16 protein-coding genes are annotated in these 17,401 nt (G+C 75.8%); 9 read left to right on the forward strand and 7 right to left on the reverse strand.

All coding sequences use genetic code 11. The annotated features are described in order from the left end of the window. Positions 1 to 3 precede the first annotated feature (3 nt). The 4 genes from G339_RS0108090 to G339_RS0108105 are packed head-to-tail and all read left to right on the forward strand — an operon-like array spanning position 4 to position 4,365. Positions 4 to 1,491, forward strand: a complete 1,488-nt coding sequence (locus tag G339_RS0108090) for an HAD-IIIA family hydrolase (RefSeq protein WP_033322684.1) — start codon at positions 4 to 6, stop codon at positions 1,489 to 1,491. After that, the gene (locus tag G339_RS0108095; RefSeq protein ID WP_019630568.1) at positions 1,476 to 2,501 is read left to right on the forward strand and encodes a glycosyltransferase family 9 protein; all 1,026 of its coding nucleotides are present in this window, start codon (positions 1,476 to 1,478) and stop codon (positions 2,499 to 2,501) included. Before G339_RS0108090 ends, G339_RS0108095 begins: the two co-directional genes overlap by 16 nt. Continuing rightward, on the forward strand, positions 2,498 to 3,448 hold the full coding sequence (locus G339_RS0108100) for a glycosyltransferase (RefSeq protein ID WP_019630569.1): 951 nt from the start codon (positions 2,498 to 2,500) through the stop codon (positions 3,446 to 3,448). Before G339_RS0108095 ends, G339_RS0108100 begins: the two co-directional genes overlap by 4 nt. Then, positions 3,445 to 4,365 carry a glycosyltransferase family 9 protein gene (locus tag G339_RS0108105; RefSeq protein WP_019630570.1) on the forward strand — a complete coding sequence of 307 codons (921 nt, stop codon included), beginning with the start codon at positions 3,445 to 3,447 and terminating at the stop codon, positions 4,363 to 4,365. The genes G339_RS0108100 and G339_RS0108105 overlap by 4 nt, the downstream gene beginning before the upstream one ends. On the opposite strand, the gene G339_RS0108110 is transcribed toward G339_RS0108105, so the two are convergent. Genes G339_RS0108110 through G339_RS33000 form a run of 4 tightly spaced genes read right to left on the reverse strand, consistent with a single transcriptional unit; the run spans position 4,353 to position 7,743 of the window. Beyond that, positions 4,353 to 5,234, reverse strand: a complete 882-nt coding sequence (locus G339_RS0108110) for a glycosyltransferase family 2 protein (RefSeq protein WP_019630571.1) — start codon at positions 5,232 to 5,234, stop codon at positions 4,353 to 4,355. The two genes, G339_RS0108105 and G339_RS0108110, sit on opposite strands and share 13 nt — an antisense overlap. 11 nt (positions 5,235 to 5,245) lie before the next feature. After that, a complete protein-coding gene (locus G339_RS0108115) occupies positions 5,246 to 6,175 on the reverse strand; it encodes a glycosyltransferase family 2 protein (protein ID WP_019630572.1) in 930 nt (309 codons plus the stop codon). Then, positions 6,172 to 6,591, reverse strand: coding sequence for a CBS domain-containing protein (locus G339_RS0108120; RefSeq protein ID WP_019630573.1), 420 nt, complete (start codon positions 6,589 to 6,591; stop codon positions 6,172 to 6,174). Before G339_RS0108120 ends, G339_RS0108115 begins: the two co-directional genes overlap by 4 nt. 42 nt (positions 6,592 to 6,633) lie before the next feature. Next, positions 6,634 to 7,743: a SigB/SigF/SigG family RNA polymerase sigma factor gene (locus tag G339_RS33000; protein ID WP_019630574.1), complete on the reverse strand. Its 1,110-nt coding sequence runs from the start codon at positions 7,741 to 7,743 to the stop codon at positions 6,634 to 6,636. Between the two features lie 452 nt (positions 7,744 to 8,195). On the opposite strand from G339_RS33000, the gene G339_RS40985 reads away from it, so the two are divergent. Beyond that, the gene (locus G339_RS40985; protein ID WP_026341252.1) at positions 8,196 to 8,468 is read left to right on the forward strand and encodes a CDGSH iron-sulfur domain-containing protein; all 273 of its coding nucleotides are present in this window, start codon (positions 8,196 to 8,198) and stop codon (positions 8,466 to 8,468) included. Here G339_RS40985 and G339_RS0108135 read toward each other — a convergent pair. Next, complete coding sequence (locus tag G339_RS0108135; protein WP_019630575.1) at positions 8,366 to 9,409, reverse strand: iron-containing redox enzyme family protein; 1,044 nt, start codon at positions 9,407 to 9,409, stop codon at positions 8,366 to 8,368. The two genes, G339_RS40985 and G339_RS0108135, sit on opposite strands and share 103 nt — an antisense overlap. Before the next feature lie 247 nt (positions 9,410 to 9,656). Between G339_RS0108135 and G339_RS33005 the strand changes: the two genes are divergently transcribed. Then, positions 9,657 to 9,836 carry a hypothetical protein gene (locus G339_RS33005; protein WP_019630576.1) on the forward strand — a complete coding sequence of 60 codons (180 nt, stop codon included), beginning with the start codon at positions 9,657 to 9,659 and terminating at the stop codon, positions 9,834 to 9,836. Between the two features lie 107 nt (positions 9,837 to 9,943). Here G339_RS33005 and G339_RS0108145 read toward each other — a convergent pair whose 3' ends face one another. Both G339_RS0108145 and G339_RS0108150 read right to left on the reverse strand, forming a co-directional pair. Next, the gene (locus tag G339_RS0108145) at positions 9,944 to 10,858 is read right to left on the reverse strand and encodes a universal stress protein (RefSeq protein WP_019630577.1); all 915 of its coding nucleotides are present in this window, start codon (positions 10,856 to 10,858) and stop codon (positions 9,944 to 9,946) included. Positions 10,859 to 10,879: 21 nt separating this feature from the next. Further along, the gene (locus G339_RS0108150; protein WP_019630578.1) at positions 10,880 to 11,596 is read right to left on the reverse strand and encodes a DUF981 family protein; all 717 of its coding nucleotides are present in this window, start codon (positions 11,594 to 11,596) and stop codon (positions 10,880 to 10,882) included. Between the two features lie 213 nt (positions 11,597 to 11,809). Here G339_RS0108150 and G339_RS0108155 point away from each other — a divergent pair, with 213 nt between their 5' ends. The 3 genes from G339_RS0108155 to G339_RS0108165 are packed head-to-tail and all read left to right on the forward strand — an operon-like array spanning position 11,810 to position 17,401. Then, positions 11,810 to 15,046, forward strand: coding sequence for an acetyl-CoA carboxylase family protein (locus G339_RS0108155; RefSeq protein WP_019630579.1), 3,237 nt, complete (start codon positions 11,810 to 11,812; stop codon positions 15,044 to 15,046). Between the two features lie 13 nt (positions 15,047 to 15,059). After that, entirely contained in the window at positions 15,060 to 16,784 is a 1,725-nt protein-coding gene (locus G339_RS0108160; protein WP_019630580.1) for an AMP-binding protein, read from the forward strand. After that, a complete protein-coding gene (locus G339_RS0108165; RefSeq protein WP_019630581.1) occupies positions 16,781 to 17,401 on the forward strand; it encodes a TetR/AcrR family transcriptional regulator in 621 nt (206 codons plus the stop codon). Before G339_RS0108160 ends, G339_RS0108165 begins: the two co-directional genes overlap by 4 nt.

A 17,401-nucleotide genomic window follows, 5' to 3' on the forward strand; every position in this document is an offset into this window, starting at 1 on the left:
GTGATGCCGACGATCGGGCGGCCGTGCCTGCGGACCGCCCTGGAGTCGCTGGCCGCCGCGCTCGGCCCCGAGCCGGAGAAGATCGTCCTGGTGGACGACCGGCCGGGCGGCGGCGGGGGCCTGCCCGTCCCGGACGTCCTGGCCGACCGCGTCGCCGTCGTGCCGACCGGCGGACGCGGCCCGGCGGCGGCCCGCAACGCGGGCTGGCGGCGGACCCGCACGCCGTGGGTGGTGTTCCTGGACGACGACGTCCGCGTCGGCGCGGGCTGGCGCGACGAGCTGATCGCTGATCTGGAGTCCGCCGCGCCCGACGTCGGCGGCGTACAGGGCCGGATCTCGGTCCCGCTGCCGGAGGACCGCCGCCCGACCGACTGGGAGCGCGGCACCGCCGGGCTCGCCACGTCCCGCTGGATCACCGCCGACATGGCGTACCGGCGGGCCGCGCTGGTGGAGACCGGCGGGTTCGACGAGCGGTTCCCGCGCGCGTTCCGCGAGGACGCCGACCTGGCGCTGCGCGTCCTGGCGGACGGCTGGCGGCTGGAGCGCGGCATCCGCCGCACCGAGCACCCGGTGCGCCCGGCGGGGCCGTGGGCGAGCGTCCGCGCGCAGCGCGGGAACGCCGACGACGCGCTGATGCGGCGGCTGCACGGCGCGGACTGGTACGAGCGCGCCGGGGAGGTCCCCGGCCGCCGCAACCGGCATCTCGGGATCGTCGCGGCGGGCGCGGGCGCGCTCGCGCTGGGCCTTGCGGGCCGCCGCCGCGCCGCCGCGCTGCTGGCGGCGGCCGCCGCGGGGGGCGTCGCGGAGTTCGCGGCCGCGCGCGTGAAACCCGGCCCGCGCACCGCGCGGGAGATCGCGACGATGCTGGCGACGAGCGCGGCGATCCCGCCCGCCGCCGTCTGGCACTGGGCGCGGGGGACGGTCGCGGCGCGCGCCGCCCGGCCCTGGCCGCCCGAGCCGCGCGTGCTGCTGTTCGACCGCGACGACACGCTGATCCGCGACGTCCCGTACAACGGCGACCCGTCGCTGGTCGAGCCGATGCCGGGCGCGCGCGCCGCGCTGGACGCGGCCCGCGCGCGGGGCCTGCGGATCGGGGTGGTCAGCAACCAGTCGGGCATCGCGCGGGGGCTGCTGACGGCCGCGCAGGCGCACGCCGTCAACCGCCGCACCGAGGAGCTGCTGGGCCCGATCGACGCGTTCGAGGTGTGCCCGCACGGCCCGGCGGACGGCTGCGGGTGCCGCAAGCCCGAGCCGGGGCTGGTGCTGCGCGCGGCGGGCCGGCTCGGCGCGTCGCCGCACGAGTGCGCGGTGATCGGGGACATCGGCGGCGACGTCGCCGCCGCGCACGCCGCCGGGGCGCGGGCCGTGCTGGTCCCGACCGAGCGGACGCTGCCGGCCGAGCTGTCCGGCGCGCGCCGCGCCGCCGACCTGCGCGAGGCGGTGTCGATGCTGCTCGACGGGACGGGCGGGGAGCTGTGGCGCGAGGGCTGAACGCGCTGGTCGTCCGCCTCGACAACGCGGGCGACGTGCTGCTGGCCGGGCCCGCGGTCCGCGCGGTGGCGGCGCGGGCGGGGCCGGTGACGCTGCTGGTCGGCCCGCAGGGCGCGGCCGCCGCGCGGCTGCTGCCGGGCGTCGCGGACGTGATCGTGTACGACGCGCCGTGGGTCGGGTTCGCGCCGCCCGCGTTCGACGGGACGGCGGCGGCGGACCTCGTCGCGCGGCTGGCCGGACGGGAGTTCACCGACGCGGTCGTGCTGACGTCGTTCCACCAGTCGCCGCTGCCGATCGCGCTGCTGCTGCGGATGGCGGGCGTCACGCGGATCACCGGGATCAGCGACGACTATCCGGGCGCGCTGCTGGACGTGCGGCTGCGCGGCGATCCCGATCTGCCCGAACCGGAACGGGCACTGGCCGTCGCGGCGGCTGCCGGGTTCCCTCGGCCGCCCGGCGACGACGGGCGGCTCGCGGTACGCCGCCCGCTCCCCGACGTGCGCGGACTCGCCGGGGACGGCCCGTACGTCATCGTGCATCCGGGCGCGTCGGTGCGGTCGCGCCGCTGGCCCGCCGAGCGCTGCGCCGAAACGGTCGGCGTCCTGGCCGACCGCGGCCTGCGCCCGGTGGTCACCGGCGGCCCCGACGAGCGGGCGCTGACCACGCTCGTCGCGGGCCGGATCGGCACCGACCTCGGCGGCCGGACGGACTGGCCCGAGCTGGCGGCCGTGTTCGCGGGCGCGTCCGCCGTCGTCACCGGCAACACCGGCCCCGCGCACCTGGCGGCGGCCGTGGGCGCGCCGGTGGTGTCGCTGTTCGCGCCGGTCGTCCCGGCGGAGCGGTGGGCGCCCTACGGGGTGCCGCGCGTGCTGCTGGGCGACCAGGCCGCGGCGTGCCGGGGCTCGCGCGCCCGCGACTGCCCCGTCCCCGGCCACCCGTGCCTGATGGGCGTCACCGCCGCCGACGCCGCCGACGCCGTCGAGAAGCTGATCGCGGAGGGAACCTCGTGAACATCCTGATCTGGCATGTCCACGGCTCGTGGACGACCGCGTTCGTGCAGGGGCCGCACACCTACCTCGTGCCCGTCACGCCCGACCGGGGCCCGGACGGGCTCGGCCGCGCGCGGACGTGGGACTGGCCCGGCACGGTCAAGGAGGTCTCCCCCGACGAGCTGCGCGACCTGGACGTGGACCTCGTCATCGCGCAGCGCCCGCACGAACCCGGCCTGGCGCGCCGCTGGACGGGCCGCGACCTGCCGCTGGTCTACCTGGAGCACAACGCGCCGGACGGCGACGTCCCGCTGACCCGGCACCCGCTCGCGGACCGGCCGGACTCGCTCGTCGTCCACGTCACCCATTTCAACGACCTGATGTGGGACTGCGGCGGCACGCCGACGCGCGTCGTGGAGCACGGCGTCGTCGATCCCGGCGCGCTGTGGACGGGCGAGCTGGCGCGCACGGCCGTCGTGACGAACGAGCCGCTGCGGCGCGGCCGGTTCGTGGGCGCCGACCTGCTCCCCTACTTCGCGGAGGCCGGGCCGCTGGACGTGTTCGGGATGGGCGTCGCGGACGTCCCGTCCCGCCTGGGCCTCGGCGACGCCCGCGCGTACGACGACCTGCCGCAGGACCGGATGCACGCCGAACTGGCCCGCCGCCGCGTCTACCTGCACCCGGTCCGCTGGACGTCCCTCGGCCTGTCGCTGCTGGAGGCGATGCACCTGGGGATGCCGGTGGTGGCGTTCGCGACGACGGAGGTCAGCGAGGCGGTCCCGCCGGGCGCGGGCATCGTCTCGACGGACCGCGCCGTCCTCCGCGACGCCGTCGCGCGGCTGCTCGCGGACCCCGCCGAGGCGGCCGAACTGGGCGCGGCGGCGCGCCGCGCGGCGCTCGGCCGCTACTCGCTGGACCGGTTCCTGAAGGACTGGGAGGAGATCCTCCCCGTCGCGGCGGCCCGATGAGCGACCGGCGCGTCCTGCTGCTGCGCGCGCTCGGCCTGGGCGACTTCCTGACGGGCGTGCCCGCCTACCGCGCGGTCAAGGCGGCTTTCCCGGACCGCGAGGTCGTGCTGGCCGCGCCCGCCGCGCTGGCCCCGCTCGCCGCGCGCTGCGACGGGATCGACCGGCTGCTGCCGACCGCCGAACTCGAACCGGTCGCGTGGAGCGGCAAGCCGCCGGAACTCGCGGTGGACCTGCACGGGAACGGCCCGGCGAGCCACGAGATCGTCGCGGCGACCGGCGCGGAACGGCTCGTGATGTTCGGCGACGGCGGCCCGCGCTGGGACGACGACGAGCACGAGGTCGCCCGCTGGTGCCGTCTCCTGGAGTCCGCCGGAATCCCCGCCGACCCGGCCGCGCTGCGACTCCCGATCGAGCCCGCGCCCGGCGGCCCCGCCGTGGTCGTCCATCCGGGCGCGGCGTCGGGCGGCCGCCGCTGGCCGCCGGACCGGTTCGCGGCCGTCGCCCGCGCGCTGCGCGCCGCCGGACGCGTCGAGGTCACCGGCGGCCCGGCCGAACGCGGCCTCGCCGAGCACGTCGCCGCCGAGGCCGGGCTGCCCGAGTCGGCCGTGCGCCGCACCGGCCTGGCGGAACTCGCCGCGCTGATCGCCGCCGCCCGCCTGGTGGTCTGCGGCGACACCGGCGTCGCGCACCTGGCCACCGCGTGCGGGACGCCGTCGGTGACGCTGTTCGGCCCGGTCTCCCCCGCGCTGTGGGGGCCGCCGGACCTGCCCCGGCACACCGTCCTGTGGAAGGGCGGCGACGCGGGCCGCCCCGGCGACGCGCACGCCGCCGAAACCGACCCGCGGCTGCTCGCGATCACCGTCCCGGAGGTCGTGGACGCGGCGTTCGCGCTGCTCCCCGAGCGTCAGCCGACGTAGCGCCGCGCGGGCGAGCGCCGCTGCGAGTCCTCCAGCAGCCGCAGCCCGAACGCGACGCGCGCGGGCACCGGCCGCCGCTCCCGCAGCACCCACGGCAGCCCGCGCACGGCCTCGGCGACCGCCCGGGCGCTCGCGCCGTCGCGCGGGACGCCGCGCAGCACCGTCGCCGTCCGGCGGACCGCGTCGGGCGCGGGCCGCCGCAGCCACGTCGTCCACAGCGTGTTCCGGATGCCCTGCCGCCGCCGCAGCCGCGGGTCGCGGGCGGTGGACGCCGCGTGGTGGACGACGACGTCCTCGGTCCAGCACAGCCACCAGCCCGCCGCCGCCAGGTCGAGGCTCAGCAGTTCCTCCTCCCCGCCGAACCCGAGGCGCGGCGAGAACCCGCCCGCCTCGCGGAACGCCGACACGCGCAGCATCGACGCCCCCGCGAGGATGCCGAGCAGCGCCGGACCGGGCAGCCCGTCCGGCGCGGGCACCGGCGAGTGCCGCAGCTCCGGCGTGATGGGGTCCTCCGCGCCGTCCGGCTCGACGCGGATCAGGCCCGTCACCGACGCGACGCCCGGATGCCGGTCGAGGTGGTCGGCGGCGCGGGCGAGCGCGCCCGGCTCCCACCAGGTGTCGTCGTCGCAGAACGCGACGTACGGGGTGGCGACGCGCTCGACCGCGAGGTTGCGGGCGACCGCGCCGAGGTTGCGGTCGAGCCGGACCAGCGCGACGCCGGGGTGCTCGGCCGCGACGGCGTCGGCCGTCCCGTCCGACGACGCGTTGTCCATCACGATCACGGGCGGCCGCTCGGGCACGTCCGCCATCCGGCGCAGCACGTGCAGCAGCTCGTCGCGCCGGTCGCGGGTGATGATGACGACGGTCATCCGGGGATCGGTCACGGCACGGGCTCCGGGACGTGCCGGTCGATGAGCCCGGCCGCGTGCTCGACGGGGGCGGGCAGCGGCCGGCGGGCCGCGAGCGCGGCGGGCAGCCGCCGCAGCGCGCCGACCAGCGCGCGCCGCGCGGCCCCGTCGGCGGGCGCGCGGACGGCGAGCCGCGCGGTCTCCCGGGCGGCGAGCGCGGCGGGCCGCCGCAGCACCGCGGTCAGCAGCGTGTTGCGCAGTTCGGCGGCGCGGCGCGCGCCGTCGCCGTGGCGGCGCGGCGACGGCTCGTGGACGGCCACGACGTCCGGGACGTGGCAGCGGTCCCAGCCCGCGGCGGCCAGGTCGTAGGCGAGCAGCCGTTCCTCGCCGACGAAGAACAGCACCGAGTTGAACCCGCCGACCTGAAGGAACGCCTCGCGCCGCACGACGGCGGCGCAGGCGAGGAACCCCAGCACGGGCGGCCCCGGCAGCGGCCGGGGACCGGCGGGCAGCGGCGTCTCGGCCATCGCCGCGTTGATCGGGTCGGGCGCGCGGGTCGCGCCCACGAAGGTGCGCCCGGCGATCAGGCCGAGCCGGGGGTTGCGGTCGAAGACGGCGCACGCGCGCGCGAGCGATCCCGGCTCCCACCACGAGTCGTCGTCGCTGAACGCGACGTAGGGGGTGCGGGCGGCGGCGACGCCCAGGTTCCGGGCGGGCGCGCCGAGGTTGCGGCCGAGGCCGAGCACGGTCGTGCCCGGGTCGCCCAGCGCCGCGACGGCCCCGGCGGTGCCGTCCGACGAGCCGTTGTCGACGACGATCACCTCCGGCCGCTCGGGCAGCTCCCGCAGCCTGCGGACGGTCCGCAGCAGTTCGTCCCGCCGGTCGCGCGTGGCGATCACCACGGTGACGGCGGGCGGGGGGACCCGGTGGACCGGGCCCCCCGCGGACGGCGTGCCGGTCACGTGTTCGGCCGGGCCGCGCTGATGTCGGCGAGCGCCGAGTCCTGGTCGCGCTCGATCGCCAGGTCCCCGATGGACACGATGCCGATCGGGCGGCCGTCCTCGACCACGGGCAGGCGCCGCACGGCGCGGTCCCGCATGATCTGGACGGCCACGTTCACCCCGTCGTCGGGCGCGATCGTGTACTCGGCGGAGCTGGCGACGCTGCGCGCCGTCGTGGTGCCCGGGTCGCCGCCCCCGGCCAGGAACCGCGTCACCAGGTCCCGGTCGGTGACGACGCCGAGCAGCCGATCGTCGTCGGTGACCAGGACCGCCCCGATGTCGTCGTCGCGCATCTTCAGCGCGACGTCGGAGACCACGGTGTCCGGGTCGACGCACACGGGCGCGCCGGTCATGACGTCGCGGATCTGCTGTGCCATCGTCGCTCGTCCTTCCTCTCGAGGTCGTCCGTCCGGGCACGCCTACCCCGTGCCGCGGCCGCTATTCGCGCGCCGCCGGGTCGATCCGCGCGCGTCCGCCCGCGTCGTCCGGGACTTGCGCGCGGGCCGCGTCCGGCCCGCGACGGGCCGCCGCACGGATTGCTGGACGGGCTGCTGCACGGGTTGCTGCACGGGCTGCTGCGCCCGGACCTCCCGCCGGACCTCCTCCCCCACGGGCCGCGACCCGCGCGGCGGGCGCGGGGCGCGCGGCCGCCGCTCGTCGGCCGGGCCGGGGTCGTCCTCGCCCTCGGCGGCGGCCCGCAGGACGGCCAGGCTGTCGCGGATCAGCCGGGACACGTGCATCTGCGACAGCCCGACGATCGCGGCGATCTCCCGCTGCGTCTTGTTGCCGTAGAAGCGCAGCAGCAGGATCTGCCGCTCGCGCGCCGCGAGCCGGTTCAGCACGGGCTTGACGGACTCGCGCGAGTCGATGACCTCCGGCTCGGAGTCCAGCGTCGCGATCGTCTCCGCGACGGTCGGGCTGTCGGGGTCGTCGTCCACGCTGCGGTCCAGCGAGCACAGGTGGTACTCGTCGCCCGCCTGGATCGCCTCGATGATCTCCTCCTCGTCGGTGCCGAGGTCGGCCGCGAGGTCCGCGATCGTCGGCGACCGGCCGAGCGACTGGCTCAGCCGGCCGCGTGCCTCGTTCAGCTCCGCCCAGCGCTCCTGGACGCCGCGCGGCGGGCGGACGGCCCAGCCGCGGTCGCGGAAGTGCCGTTTGATCTCGCCGACGACGGTCGGCGTCGCGTAGGCGAAGAACCGCGTGCCCCGGTCGGGCTCGAAGCGGTCCACGGCGGAGATCAGGCCGAGCATCCCCACCTGGAACAGGTCGTCCACGCTCTCGCCGCGCGAGGCGAACCGGCGGGCGATCCGCTGCACGGTCGGGACGCAGGAGACGATGATCTCCTCGCGCGCCCGGTCGCGCCGCGGGTCGCCGTCGGGCAGGCCGCGCAGCTCGGTCAGCCGTTCCTCGATGGTGGGGCCCTGGTCGGGCGTGTCGCCGGTGCGGTCCGGCGCGGCGTCCTGGTCGATCCGGACGTCCGGGTCCACCGGGTCCGCGCTGAGGCGGACGGGACTCGTGAAAGCAGTCATGTGCGCTCGTTCCTCCCTGCGGTAGGAGTGACCCGTGCGGGTCATCGCCGCTGAAGAGGCCGTGAATCACGCGGCGTCCGTCGGGAACGCCGCGCGGTCTCGTGTCGTGGACCCGGCGGATGACGTTCACCCCGGCCGGGCCGCGGCCCGGAGCCCCGGTCGGTCGCCCGGTCCCGCCGCACGGCCGGTGGCCGTGTCGCGCGTCGTCGCGCCGTGCGGGCCGCGCCTCGCGGGCTCCGCGCCCTGCCGACGCGCTGGTCGGCGGGCACGTTCTCAGCATCGGCGGGCGTCCGGCGCGGCGTCAACCCGGATCGGCCATGCCTGCGCCCGGCCTCGGCAAACGATCCTTGTCCTTACTCGTCCGACAATGCGGAATATCACCGTTTCGTCGGGTGAAGTGGCGGTAGATGTGCTTCATGCCACTTCACGAAGCTTCTGAGGCTCCGCGCCGCGTGACCGCCGTCGAGAACGGGCCGCTGCTCGTCGAGGGGCCCGTCGATATCGTCCTGGACGACGGGTCGGTGGCGCGCTCGGACCGGTTCGTCGTCGCGCTGTGCGCGTGCCGCCGCAGCCGCAACCACCCGTTCTGCGACACCAGCCACCGCGGCAAGCCGCGCCGCCGTCAGGCGGCCCCGGCGGGCTCGGCGGGCTCGGCGGACTCGGCGGGCTCGTCCACCGGCCGCAGCAGCGACGAGCGCGACTCCCGCCAGCAGCCCAGCAGGTGATCGTCCAGGCGGCGCTCCAGCAGCGCCGTCGCCCCCGCCCCGAACGCCACGTCCCCCGCCAGCTCCGGCTCGGCGGCCAGCAGCCCGCCGACGACGTCCCGCCGCATCACCTGCTCGTGGACGGCGTCGGCCTCCACGTGCTCGGCGTAGAACCGCTGCCCGCGCTCCCCGATCCCGAGCCGCCGCAGCGCCGCGACCATCCGCGCCGCCCCGGGCGGGCTCGTCACCTCGACGGCCGCGAAGTGCCCGACGAGCGCGCCCCGCAGCGCCCGGTGCAGCGCGAACAGCGACATCGCGTTGGTGATCGCGAGCATCGGCGCGGGCACCGCGTCCAGGTACGCGCCGTAGGACGGGTCGAGCCCCGCCTCCTCCAGCAGGTCCGCGAACAGCCGCGCGTGCATCCGCTCCGGCCGCCCGCCGCCGTACTCGTCGAACTGGACGGCCATGAACGCCGCCTTCGGCCCGCCCGACAGCCGGGGGATCGCGAACGTGTGCGGGTCGGCCTCCTTGAGCTGGTACATCGACCGGTGGACGAGGTATTCGCGGAGCTGCCCGAGCGATCCCTCGTCGGCGAGGTGGTGCGACGCCCCCCGCTCGTCGGCGTACTCGACCTGGAGCGCGTCCAGCGCGTCCGGGACGTCGGCGGCGGGCGTCAGCGCGCGCAGCTCGGCGAGGAACCGGTCCTCCAGCCGCGCACGCAGCGCGAGCAGCCCCGGGTTCCACTCCCACGCGGCGTCCACGTCCCGGAATCCCCGGTAGTGCAGTTCGTAGCAGAGGTGGAGCGCGAGCTGGACGTCGTCCTCCAGCGCGCCGCCGCCCGCCGCGGCCCGACCGGCGGCGTCGAGCGCGCGGTCCGACCCGGCGGGCTCGCGCAGCGCGCGGACGAGGGCGTCGGTCAGCGGGCCGCGCGGCGCGGGCAGGTCGGCGGTCTCCACGGCCATCTCGGCCCTCCCAGATCAGGGTCGGTGCAAGGGTTCCCGACTCCTACCCCGAGGACGGCGGTCATGCGGCCGGACGGTGTGATCACTGGGACGAGGGTGCCGCGAGGGACAGGCGGGGCTCACCGCCGGGAGGTACTTCCCGCACTCCCAACCTACCTTCTACCTGCACCTATTCCTTTTCCGTGACCAAGTCGCTACGTTCTGCGGTGAGACGTGGCAGACCGCCGCGCTCAAGTCGGGAGGATCCATGAAGTTGCGCTCGACTCTCGCCGTCGCCGCCCTGGCCATCGCCACCGCCGTCGGTGTCGCCGCCCCGGCCTCCGCCGCCGAGCGGCCCTGGCCGCCGCGCCACCACCACGGGCACCACCACCACGGCCACCACCACGGCCACCACGGTCACCACCACCACTGGCACCACCACCGCTGACCGGGCGGCGGCGGCCGGTGCCCCGAGCCCGGCCGCCGCGTCCCGTCCGCGACGCGCCGTGGCCCGTCCCCGCACTGCGGGAACGGGCCACGGCCCTGTCCGGACGGCTAGTCCAGCGGCTCGGTCCGCGAGTTCACGACCGCGACCGGGCACCGCGCGTGGTGCAGCACCCCGTGGCTGACCGACCCCAGCAGCAGCGACCGCAGCCGCCCGAGCCCCCGCGCCCCGACGACGACCAGGTCGGCCTCGCCGGACGCCTCCGAGAGCAGCCGCACGGGATGGTCGCGCACGAGCACGTCGGAGGTCTCGACGCCGGGATGCCGGTCCTGGATCTCGCGCCGGACGTCCGCGAGCTGCGCCCGCAGCGATTCCTCCATCCCGTCCACGTCCACGAACCGCCCGGTCTGCACGAGCGTCGGCGGCATGTTGGACGCGTAGACGACCCGCAGCCGCACGCCGCGCAGTTCGGCGGCGGTGTAGGCGTACTCCAGCACGTCCGCGCTGCGCTCGGACAGGTCGACGCCCGCCAGCACCTCGCCGCGCACCCGGTCGGGCGGCGCGGCGACGGCCGCGTCGGAGTCCCCGTCGCCGCGCACGACGACGACCGGCCCGGCCGCCCGCCCCGCGACGCGCAGCGCGACGGAGCCGAGCAGCATCCCGGTGAACCCGCCGAGCCCCCGGCTGCCGATGACGGTCTGGCTGGCCCGCGCGGACTCGGCCAGCAGCGCCCGCACCGGGTCGGCGGTGACGGCCGCCGTGGTGACGCGCAGGTCCGGGTGCCGTTCGATCGCCAGGTCCCGCGCGCTGTGGACGATCTTGTAGCCGCCGTCCCCGAGCGTCCGGCCCTCCTCGGCGGTGGGCGGGACGGCCCGCACGCCGAACGGCCATTCCTCGTCGGCGAACAGGACGTGCAGCGGCAGTTCCCGCAGCGCCGCCTCGTCGGCGGCCCACAGGACCGCCCGGTCCGCGCCCGGCGAGCCGTCGGTGCCGACGACGATGGGGCGCGCCTCGTCCGAAGCCATGTGGTCCTCCTCGGCGTGGGGTCACATCGTGTTGACGATGAGCCCGATGTGGGTGAAGAAGTTGAGCGCCCCGAAGATCAGGAACAGCAGTCCCCCGATCCCCCAGCAGACGCCGATGACCGCGACGAGCGGCCGGATCGGCCGGTACAGCGCGAACGGGAACAGCACCGCGCCGATCCCGACGAGCGCGTAGAGGGCGGAGATGAACGTCGCCTCGACCATCGGGTGGTCGGAGAGCAGGCCGGAGATCGGCTCCTGCGGCGGCGCGGCGAAGAGCTGGTACCACATCCCGGCCCCGGCGATGCCCCAGCAGGCGAGGCCCATCCCGAGCACGAAGATCGACACCGGTCCGGCGAGCGCGGCGACGCGGGCCGGCCGGTCCGGCGCGGCGGCGAGTTCCTTGCCTCTGCGCCACAGGTAGAGCGCCGCGCCGAGCAGCATGACCCCGAACGCCAGCGACGGCTCCCCGAAGATCACGTTGTCGAACGGGAACCCGCCGGCCGCGAGCGGCCAGGTCAGGGTCATGTGCAGGCCGGTGAGCGTCAGGATCAGCCCGACGACGCCGAACCCGAGCGCCCACCCCTCGGTGTGCAGCTCGCGTTCGGGCGTGCGCAGCCGCGCGCCGCAGCCGACGACCATGAGCAGCCCGGCCCCGGCGGCGACGGCCATGACGGTGTTGTACGTGGGCATGTGCGCCCAGTCGATGCGCAGCGGAGCGGCCGCGGCCTCGACGTCCATCGGAGCACCTCCTTGGGGAACGGCTCCTTCCGGGAGTCGGTTACCCGGTGCGGCCGGGCGCGTACGGTCCGCGCGGCGGGCTTGCCGGAAGATTGACCGGTTTCTGAACTTCCGTCCGGCTCATGGTCGTATCAGGGGCTACTTGCGGATTGCCGTTCGGCGGCTAGCATGGATGGCGTTGACGTCAACGTCAATGCCCAGCTTGGAGGCGGTATGAGCGGCATTCTGGTGGCCAATCGCGGCGAGATCGCCATTCGCGTGGCGCGGGCCGCGGCGGAACTCGGCCTCCGGACGGTCGCCGTCCACCCCCGCGACGACGCCGAGTCCCTGCACGTCCGCCGCGCGGTGCAGCTCGGCGGCGAGGCGCGGGAGCTGCCCGGCGAGGGCATCGCCGCCTATCTCGACGGCGCGCGGATCGTCGCCGCCGCGCTGGAGACCGGCTGCGACGCCGTCCACCCCGGCTACGGCTTCCTCAGCGAGAACGCCGCGTTCGCGCGGGCCTGCGCCGACGCCGGGCTGCGCTTCATCGGCCCCTCCCCCGACGTGCTGGAGCTGTTCGGCGACAAGGCCCGCGCCCGCGAGCTGGCGACGCGCCTCGGCGTCCCGGTCATGCCGGGCACGCTCGGCCCGACGACGCTGGAGCAGGCGCGCGCGTTCGCCGCCGAGCACGGCCCCGTCATGCTCAAGTCCCTCGCGGGCGGCGGCGGGCGCGGCATGCGCGCCGTCCCCGACCCGGCCGGGCTGGCCGAGGCGTACGAGCGCTGCGCGTCCGAGGCGCGGCAGGCGTTCGGCGACGGCGCGCTGTACGTCGAGCGGCTGGCCCCGGCCGCGCGGCACGTCGAGATCCAGGTCGTCGGCGACGGCACGGGCGCGGTCACGCACCTGTGGGAGCGGGACTGCAGCGTCCAGCGCCGCCACCAGAAGCTCGTGGAGATCGCACCGAGCCCGTGGCTGGCCGCGTCCGTCCGCGACCGGCTGCTGGACGCCGCGCTGACGCTGGCCCGCGCGACGTCCTACGCGGGCCTGGGGACGTTCGAGTTCCTGGTGTCCGGCGACGAGTTCTGGTTCATCGAGGCCAACCCGCGCCTCCAGGTCGAGCACACCGTCACCGAAGAGGTCACGGGCGTCGACCTCGTGCAGGCGCAGATCCGCGTCGCGTCCGGCGCGACGCTGGCGGACGTCGGCCTGGCCGCGCCGCCGCCCGTCGAGGGCTTCGCGATTCAGGCCCGCGTGAATCTGGAGTCGATGGACGCGACCGGCGCGACGCGGCCGAGCGCGGGCGCGCTCACCGCGTACGCGCCGCCGTCCGGGCCGGGCGTACGCGTGGACGCCTACGGCTACGCCGGGTACACCGTCAGCCCGCGCTACGACTCGCTGCTGGCGAAGGTCGTCGTGCGCGCCGCCACGTTCGACGCCGCCGCGCGCCGCGCGTACGCCGCGCTGGGCGAGTTCCAGATCGGCGGCCCGGCGACGAACATCCCGCTGCTGCGGAGCGTCCTGCGCCATCCGGATTTCCTGGCCGGACGCGCGGACACGACGTTCGTCGCCGCGCACCTGGCCGAGCTGCTGGCGGACGAGCACCGCGCCCTCGACGTCGCGACCGTCCCGGAGCAGCCGACCCGCGAAACCCCGCAGGCCCCGCCCGGAACCGACACGGTCACGGCCCCCATGCAGGGCGTCGTCGTCTTCGCGGCCGAGCCCGGCGACCGGGTCGCGGCGGGCGGCCGCCTCCTGGTCCTGGAGGCGATGAAGATGGAGCACGTCGTCCGCGCGGACCGCGCCGGGATCGTCCGCGCCGTCCTGCCCGCGCGCGGCGACCTCGTGGACGAGGGCGCGCCGCTGGCCTTCCTCGAACCCGCCGACGGCCCCGCCGCCGCCGAGGAGAGCGCGGACGGCGGCGACTGGTCCGCCGAGGTCGCCGAGATCGAGCACCGCCGCGAGCTGGCGAACCGCATGGGCGGCCCGGCGAAGGTCGAGCGCCAGCACCGGACGGGCCGCCTCACCGTCCGCGAACGCATCGACGCCCTCGCCGACCCCGGCAGTTTCGCCGAGATCGGCGCGCTCACCGGCTTCGCCGAGTACGAGGGCGGCGACGGCCCCCTCACCGGCCTGCTGCCCGCCAACTTCGTCGCCGGGACCGCGCGGATCGACGGCCGCAAGGTCGTCCTCGGCGCGGACGACTTCACCGTCCGCGGCGGCTCCGGCGACGCCGCGATCCACCAGAAGCAGATCTACTCCGAGCAGTACGCCCGGGAGATGCGGCTGCCGCTCGTCCGGCTGCTGGACGGCGCGAGCGGCGGCGGCAGCGTGAAGATGGCCCAGGACGCCGGGTTCACGTACGTCCCGGTGAATCCGGCCTGGGACGCCGTGGTCGACAACCTGTCGCTGGTCCCGGTCGTCGCCGCGTGCCTCGGCCCGACCGTGGGCCTCGGCGCGGCGCGGCTCGTCATGTCGCACCTGGCCGTGCTGGTCGAGGGGATCGGGCAGCTCTTCACCGCCGGTCCCCCGGTCGTGAAGGGCGGCACCGGCGAGGACCTGACGAAGGAGGAGCTGGGCGGCGCGGACGTCCACCGGGCCAACGGCACGGTCGAGCGGTTCGTGCGGACGGAGCGGGAGGCGTTCGACGTCGTCCGCGCGTTCCTGTCGTACCTGCCGGGCAGCGTCTTCGAGCTTCCGCCCGTCGGGGAATCCGCGGACCCGGTGGACCGCCGCGCGGACGAGCTGATCCGCGCGATCCCCCGCAACCCGCGCGAGCCCTACCGGATCGACCCGATCCTGGAAGCCGTCTTCGACGAGGGCTCGGTGTTCCGCTACGCCGAGTACGGCGGCGCGACCGTCACCGCCCTCGCCCGCCTGGACGGCCACCCGGTCGGCGTCATCGCCGCCGACCCGTTCCGGGGCGCGACGATGTCCGTCGAGGGCGCGACCGCGATCACGCGGCTGGTGGACCTCTGCGAGACGTTCCATCTCCCGGTCGTCAGTCTCACCGACCAGGCCGGGATGACGATCGGCGGCGCGGCCGAGCGGCGCGGCACGATCCGCTACGGCGCGCGCGCCATCGCCGCCGTCTACCAGGCCCGCGTCCCGCAGGCCGAGCTGGTCCTGCGCCGCGTGTACGGCGTCGGCGGCGCGGGCATCGTCAACCGGCACCGGCCGGGACGGTCCTGGGCGTGGCCGTCCGGCGACTGGGGTTCGCTGCCGGTGCAGGGCGGCGTCGAGGCGGCGTTCCGGGCTCAGCTCGCGGGGGCCGCCGACCCGGACGCGGAGATCGAGCGCATCCGGCGGCGGCTCGCGGCCGTCGCGTCCCCGTTCCGGACCGCCGAGCGGTTCGGCGTGCAGGACCTCATCGACCCGCGCGAGAGCAGGCCGCTGCTGTGCGACTGGGTCCGGGACGCCTACCGGACCCTGCCCGAGCTGACCGGACGGCCGTCGTTCGGCCTCCGCCCCTGAGAGGAGACACCCCATGAGCGACCCGGATCTGGCCGCCTGGCTGCGGGCGGACGAGGAGATCGTCACCGCCCGGCTCGACGCGCTCGCGCGCACCGCGCCCGACCGCCCGTTCTTCCACTACGGCGAGGACGGCGTGACGCTCACCTACGGCGACTTCGGCCGCCGCACCGACGCCATCGCGGGCAACCTCGCCGCGCTCGGCGTCGCCAAGGGCGGCCGGGTCAGCGTGTTCTGCGTGAACCCGCTGGTCAGCGCGCTGGTGATGTTCGGGGCGTGGAAGGCCGGGGCGGTGTACTGCCCGGTCAACTTCGCCTACTCGGGGCGGCTGCTGACGTACCAGCTCGACGACACCGCGCCCGCGCTCGTCGTCACCGAGCCGGGGCTGCTGCCCGCGCTGAACGCCGTCGCCGGCGACCTCGCGGACCCGCCGGGCGTGGTCGTCTACGACCCGCCCGCGACCGCGCACGACCACGTGGCCTCGCGCGCGGACGTCGATGCGGCGTTCCGCGAGATCCCGTGGGCGGCGCTGACGGCCGACGCGCCGCGCCCCGACGTCACGGTCGCGTTCGACGATCCCGCCAACGTGATCTACACGTCCGGGACGACGGGTCCCGCCAAGGGCGTCGTGCAGCCGTACCGGTGGCTCGCGCAGTACTCGTTCAACCTGCGGATGCCGGTCGGGCCGGACGACGTGATCTACAACGACCTGCCCATGTACCACGTCGGCGGGGCCATCGCCAACGTCGCGCGGGCCGTGTGGGCGGGCTGCGAGGTCGCGGTATGGAACCGGTTCAGCCCGACGGATTTCTGGCGGCGCGTCGCGTCCCGCAACGTCACGACCGCGATCCTGCTGGACGTCATGATCCCGTGGCTGATGCAGGCCCCCGCGTCCCCCGACGACCGGCGCAACACGCTCAACAAGGTCCACATGCAGCCGCTGCCGCTTCAGCACCACGAGGTCGCGCGGCGGTTCGGGATCGACTTCGTGACGGCCGGGTTCGGGCAGACCGAGTCCGGCGCACCGCTCGCCGTGGTGCTGGAGGAGACCGCGCCGGGCGAGGGGACGCCCACCGAGCTGTACCGGGGCCGGTCGCACGCGGAGATCCGCGAACTCAGCGCCCGCTTCGGCGTGCCGGTGTTGGATGGCGCGGACGTCACCCGCAAGGGCCTCATGGGCGCGCCGACCGCGTTCGTGGAGGCCGCCGTCCTCAACGACCGCGACGAGGAATGCGACGTCGAGGAACCCGGCCACCTCGCCCTGCGCCCGAAACTCCCCGCGCTTTTCCTGGACGAGTACCTGGGCAAGCCCGAGGCGACCGTGCGCGCGTTCCGCAATCTGTGGTTCCACACCGGCGACGCGGCCGTGCGCGGCGCGGACGGGATGTTCTATTTCGTGGACCGCCTCGGGGACCGGATGCGCGTACGCGGCGAGAACCTGTCGTCGTTCCAGGTCGAGGATCTGCTGAACCAGCATCCGGGAATCCGGTTCTGCGCGGTGTTCGCCGTGCGCGGCGCGGAGGGCGACGAGGACGACGTCGTCGCCTACGTCGTCCCGGCCGAGTCCCTGACGGAGGACGAAGTGCGCGCGTTCGCCGCCGAGACGATGCCGAAGTACATGCGTCCGAAGCACATCCGCATCGTGGACGACATTCCGCGCACGCCGACGAACAAGGTGGAGAAGTACAAGCTCCGCGCGGAGATCCTGACCGAACTCGACGCGGCTAATCTGGACCGATGACGCAGCCGAAGGCCCCGTGGGCGGCCCGCACCGCGCGCGCGGGCCGCGACCACGAGACGCGCACGCTGCTGCTGGAATGCGCCGAGCGCGTCTTCGCGCGCCTCGGCTACGCGCGCGCGACGATCGCCGACATCACCGCCGAGGCGAAGGTCGCCCGCGCGACGTTCTACGTCTACTTCGCCTCGAAGGAAAACGTTTTCCGGGCCGTGGCCGCCCGCGTCCGCGACGCGTTCCTGGCCGCCCACGACTTCCCGGGCGTCGAGGACCCGTACACCCTCGCCCGCGATTCCATAGCGGCGTTCTTGACGGCCCACGCCCGGCACCACCAGCTCATGACGGTCATCGAACACCAGGCGTTGGCGGACCCGGAGATCGCCCAGACCTGGACCGAAATCCGCGAACGCCCCCTACGCCGCACGACGCGCTACGTGGAACGCCTCACCGCCCAGGGAAAAGCCGACCCGGCCGCCCCGCCCCGCTCCATAGCGGAGGCGGCCTACGGCATGATCGTCCAGTTCGCCCGCATCATCGACGCCGACCCCACGGCATTCGACGCGGCCGTCAATGACGTCACGGCGATGTACCTGCGCCTCCTGTCCCCCCGCAACACCACCTGA

Source organism: Actinomadura atramentaria DSM 43919, assembly GCF_000381885.1.
In the GTDB taxonomy this organism is placed as follows: Bacteria; Actinomycetota; Actinomycetes; order Streptosporangiales; family Streptosporangiaceae; genus Spirillospora; species Spirillospora atramentaria.

Excerpts from the sequence above, each read along its gene's own strand:
- G339_RS0108160 (WP_019630580.1), top strand. The coding sequence starts at position 15,060 with ATGAGCGACCCGGATCTGGCCGCCTGGCTGCGGGCGGACGAGGAGATC.
- G339_RS0108145 (WP_019630577.1), bottom strand. The coding sequence starts at position 10,858 with ATGGCTTCGGACGAGGCGCGCCCCATCGTCGTCGGCACCGACGGCTCG.
- G339_RS0108150 (WP_019630578.1), bottom strand. The coding sequence starts at position 11,596 with ATGGACGTCGAGGCCGCGGCCGCTCCGCTGCGCATCGACTGGGCGCAC.
- G339_RS0108135 (WP_019630575.1), bottom strand. The coding sequence starts at position 9,409 with ATGGCCGTGGAGACCGCCGACCTGCCCGCGCCGCGCGGCCCGCTGACC.
- G339_RS0108110 (WP_019630571.1), bottom strand. The coding sequence starts at position 5,234 with ATGACCGTCGTCATCATCACCCGCGACCGGCGCGACGAGCTGCTGCAC.
- G339_RS0108155 (WP_019630579.1), top strand. The coding sequence starts at position 11,810 with ATGAGCGGCATTCTGGTGGCCAATCGCGGCGAGATCGCCATTCGCGTG.
- G339_RS33005 (WP_019630576.1), top strand. The coding sequence starts at position 9,657 with ATGAAGTTGCGCTCGACTCTCGCCGTCGCCGCCCTGGCCATCGCCACC.
- G339_RS0108090 (WP_033322684.1), top strand. The coding sequence starts at position 4 with ATGCCGACGATCGGGCGGCCGTGCCTGCGGACCGCCCTGGAGTCGCTG.
- G339_RS33000 (WP_019630574.1), bottom strand. The coding sequence starts at position 7,743 with ATGACTGCTTTCACGAGTCCCGTCCGCCTCAGCGCGGACCCGGTGGAC.
- G339_RS0108105 (WP_019630570.1), top strand. The coding sequence starts at position 3,445 with ATGAGCGACCGGCGCGTCCTGCTGCTGCGCGCGCTCGGCCTGGGCGAC.
- G339_RS0108165 (WP_019630581.1), top strand. The coding sequence starts at position 16,781 with ATGACGCAGCCGAAGGCCCCGTGGGCGGCCCGCACCGCGCGCGCGGGC.
- G339_RS0108120 (WP_019630573.1), bottom strand. The coding sequence starts at position 6,591 with ATGGCACAGCAGATCCGCGACGTCATGACCGGCGCGCCCGTGTGCGTC.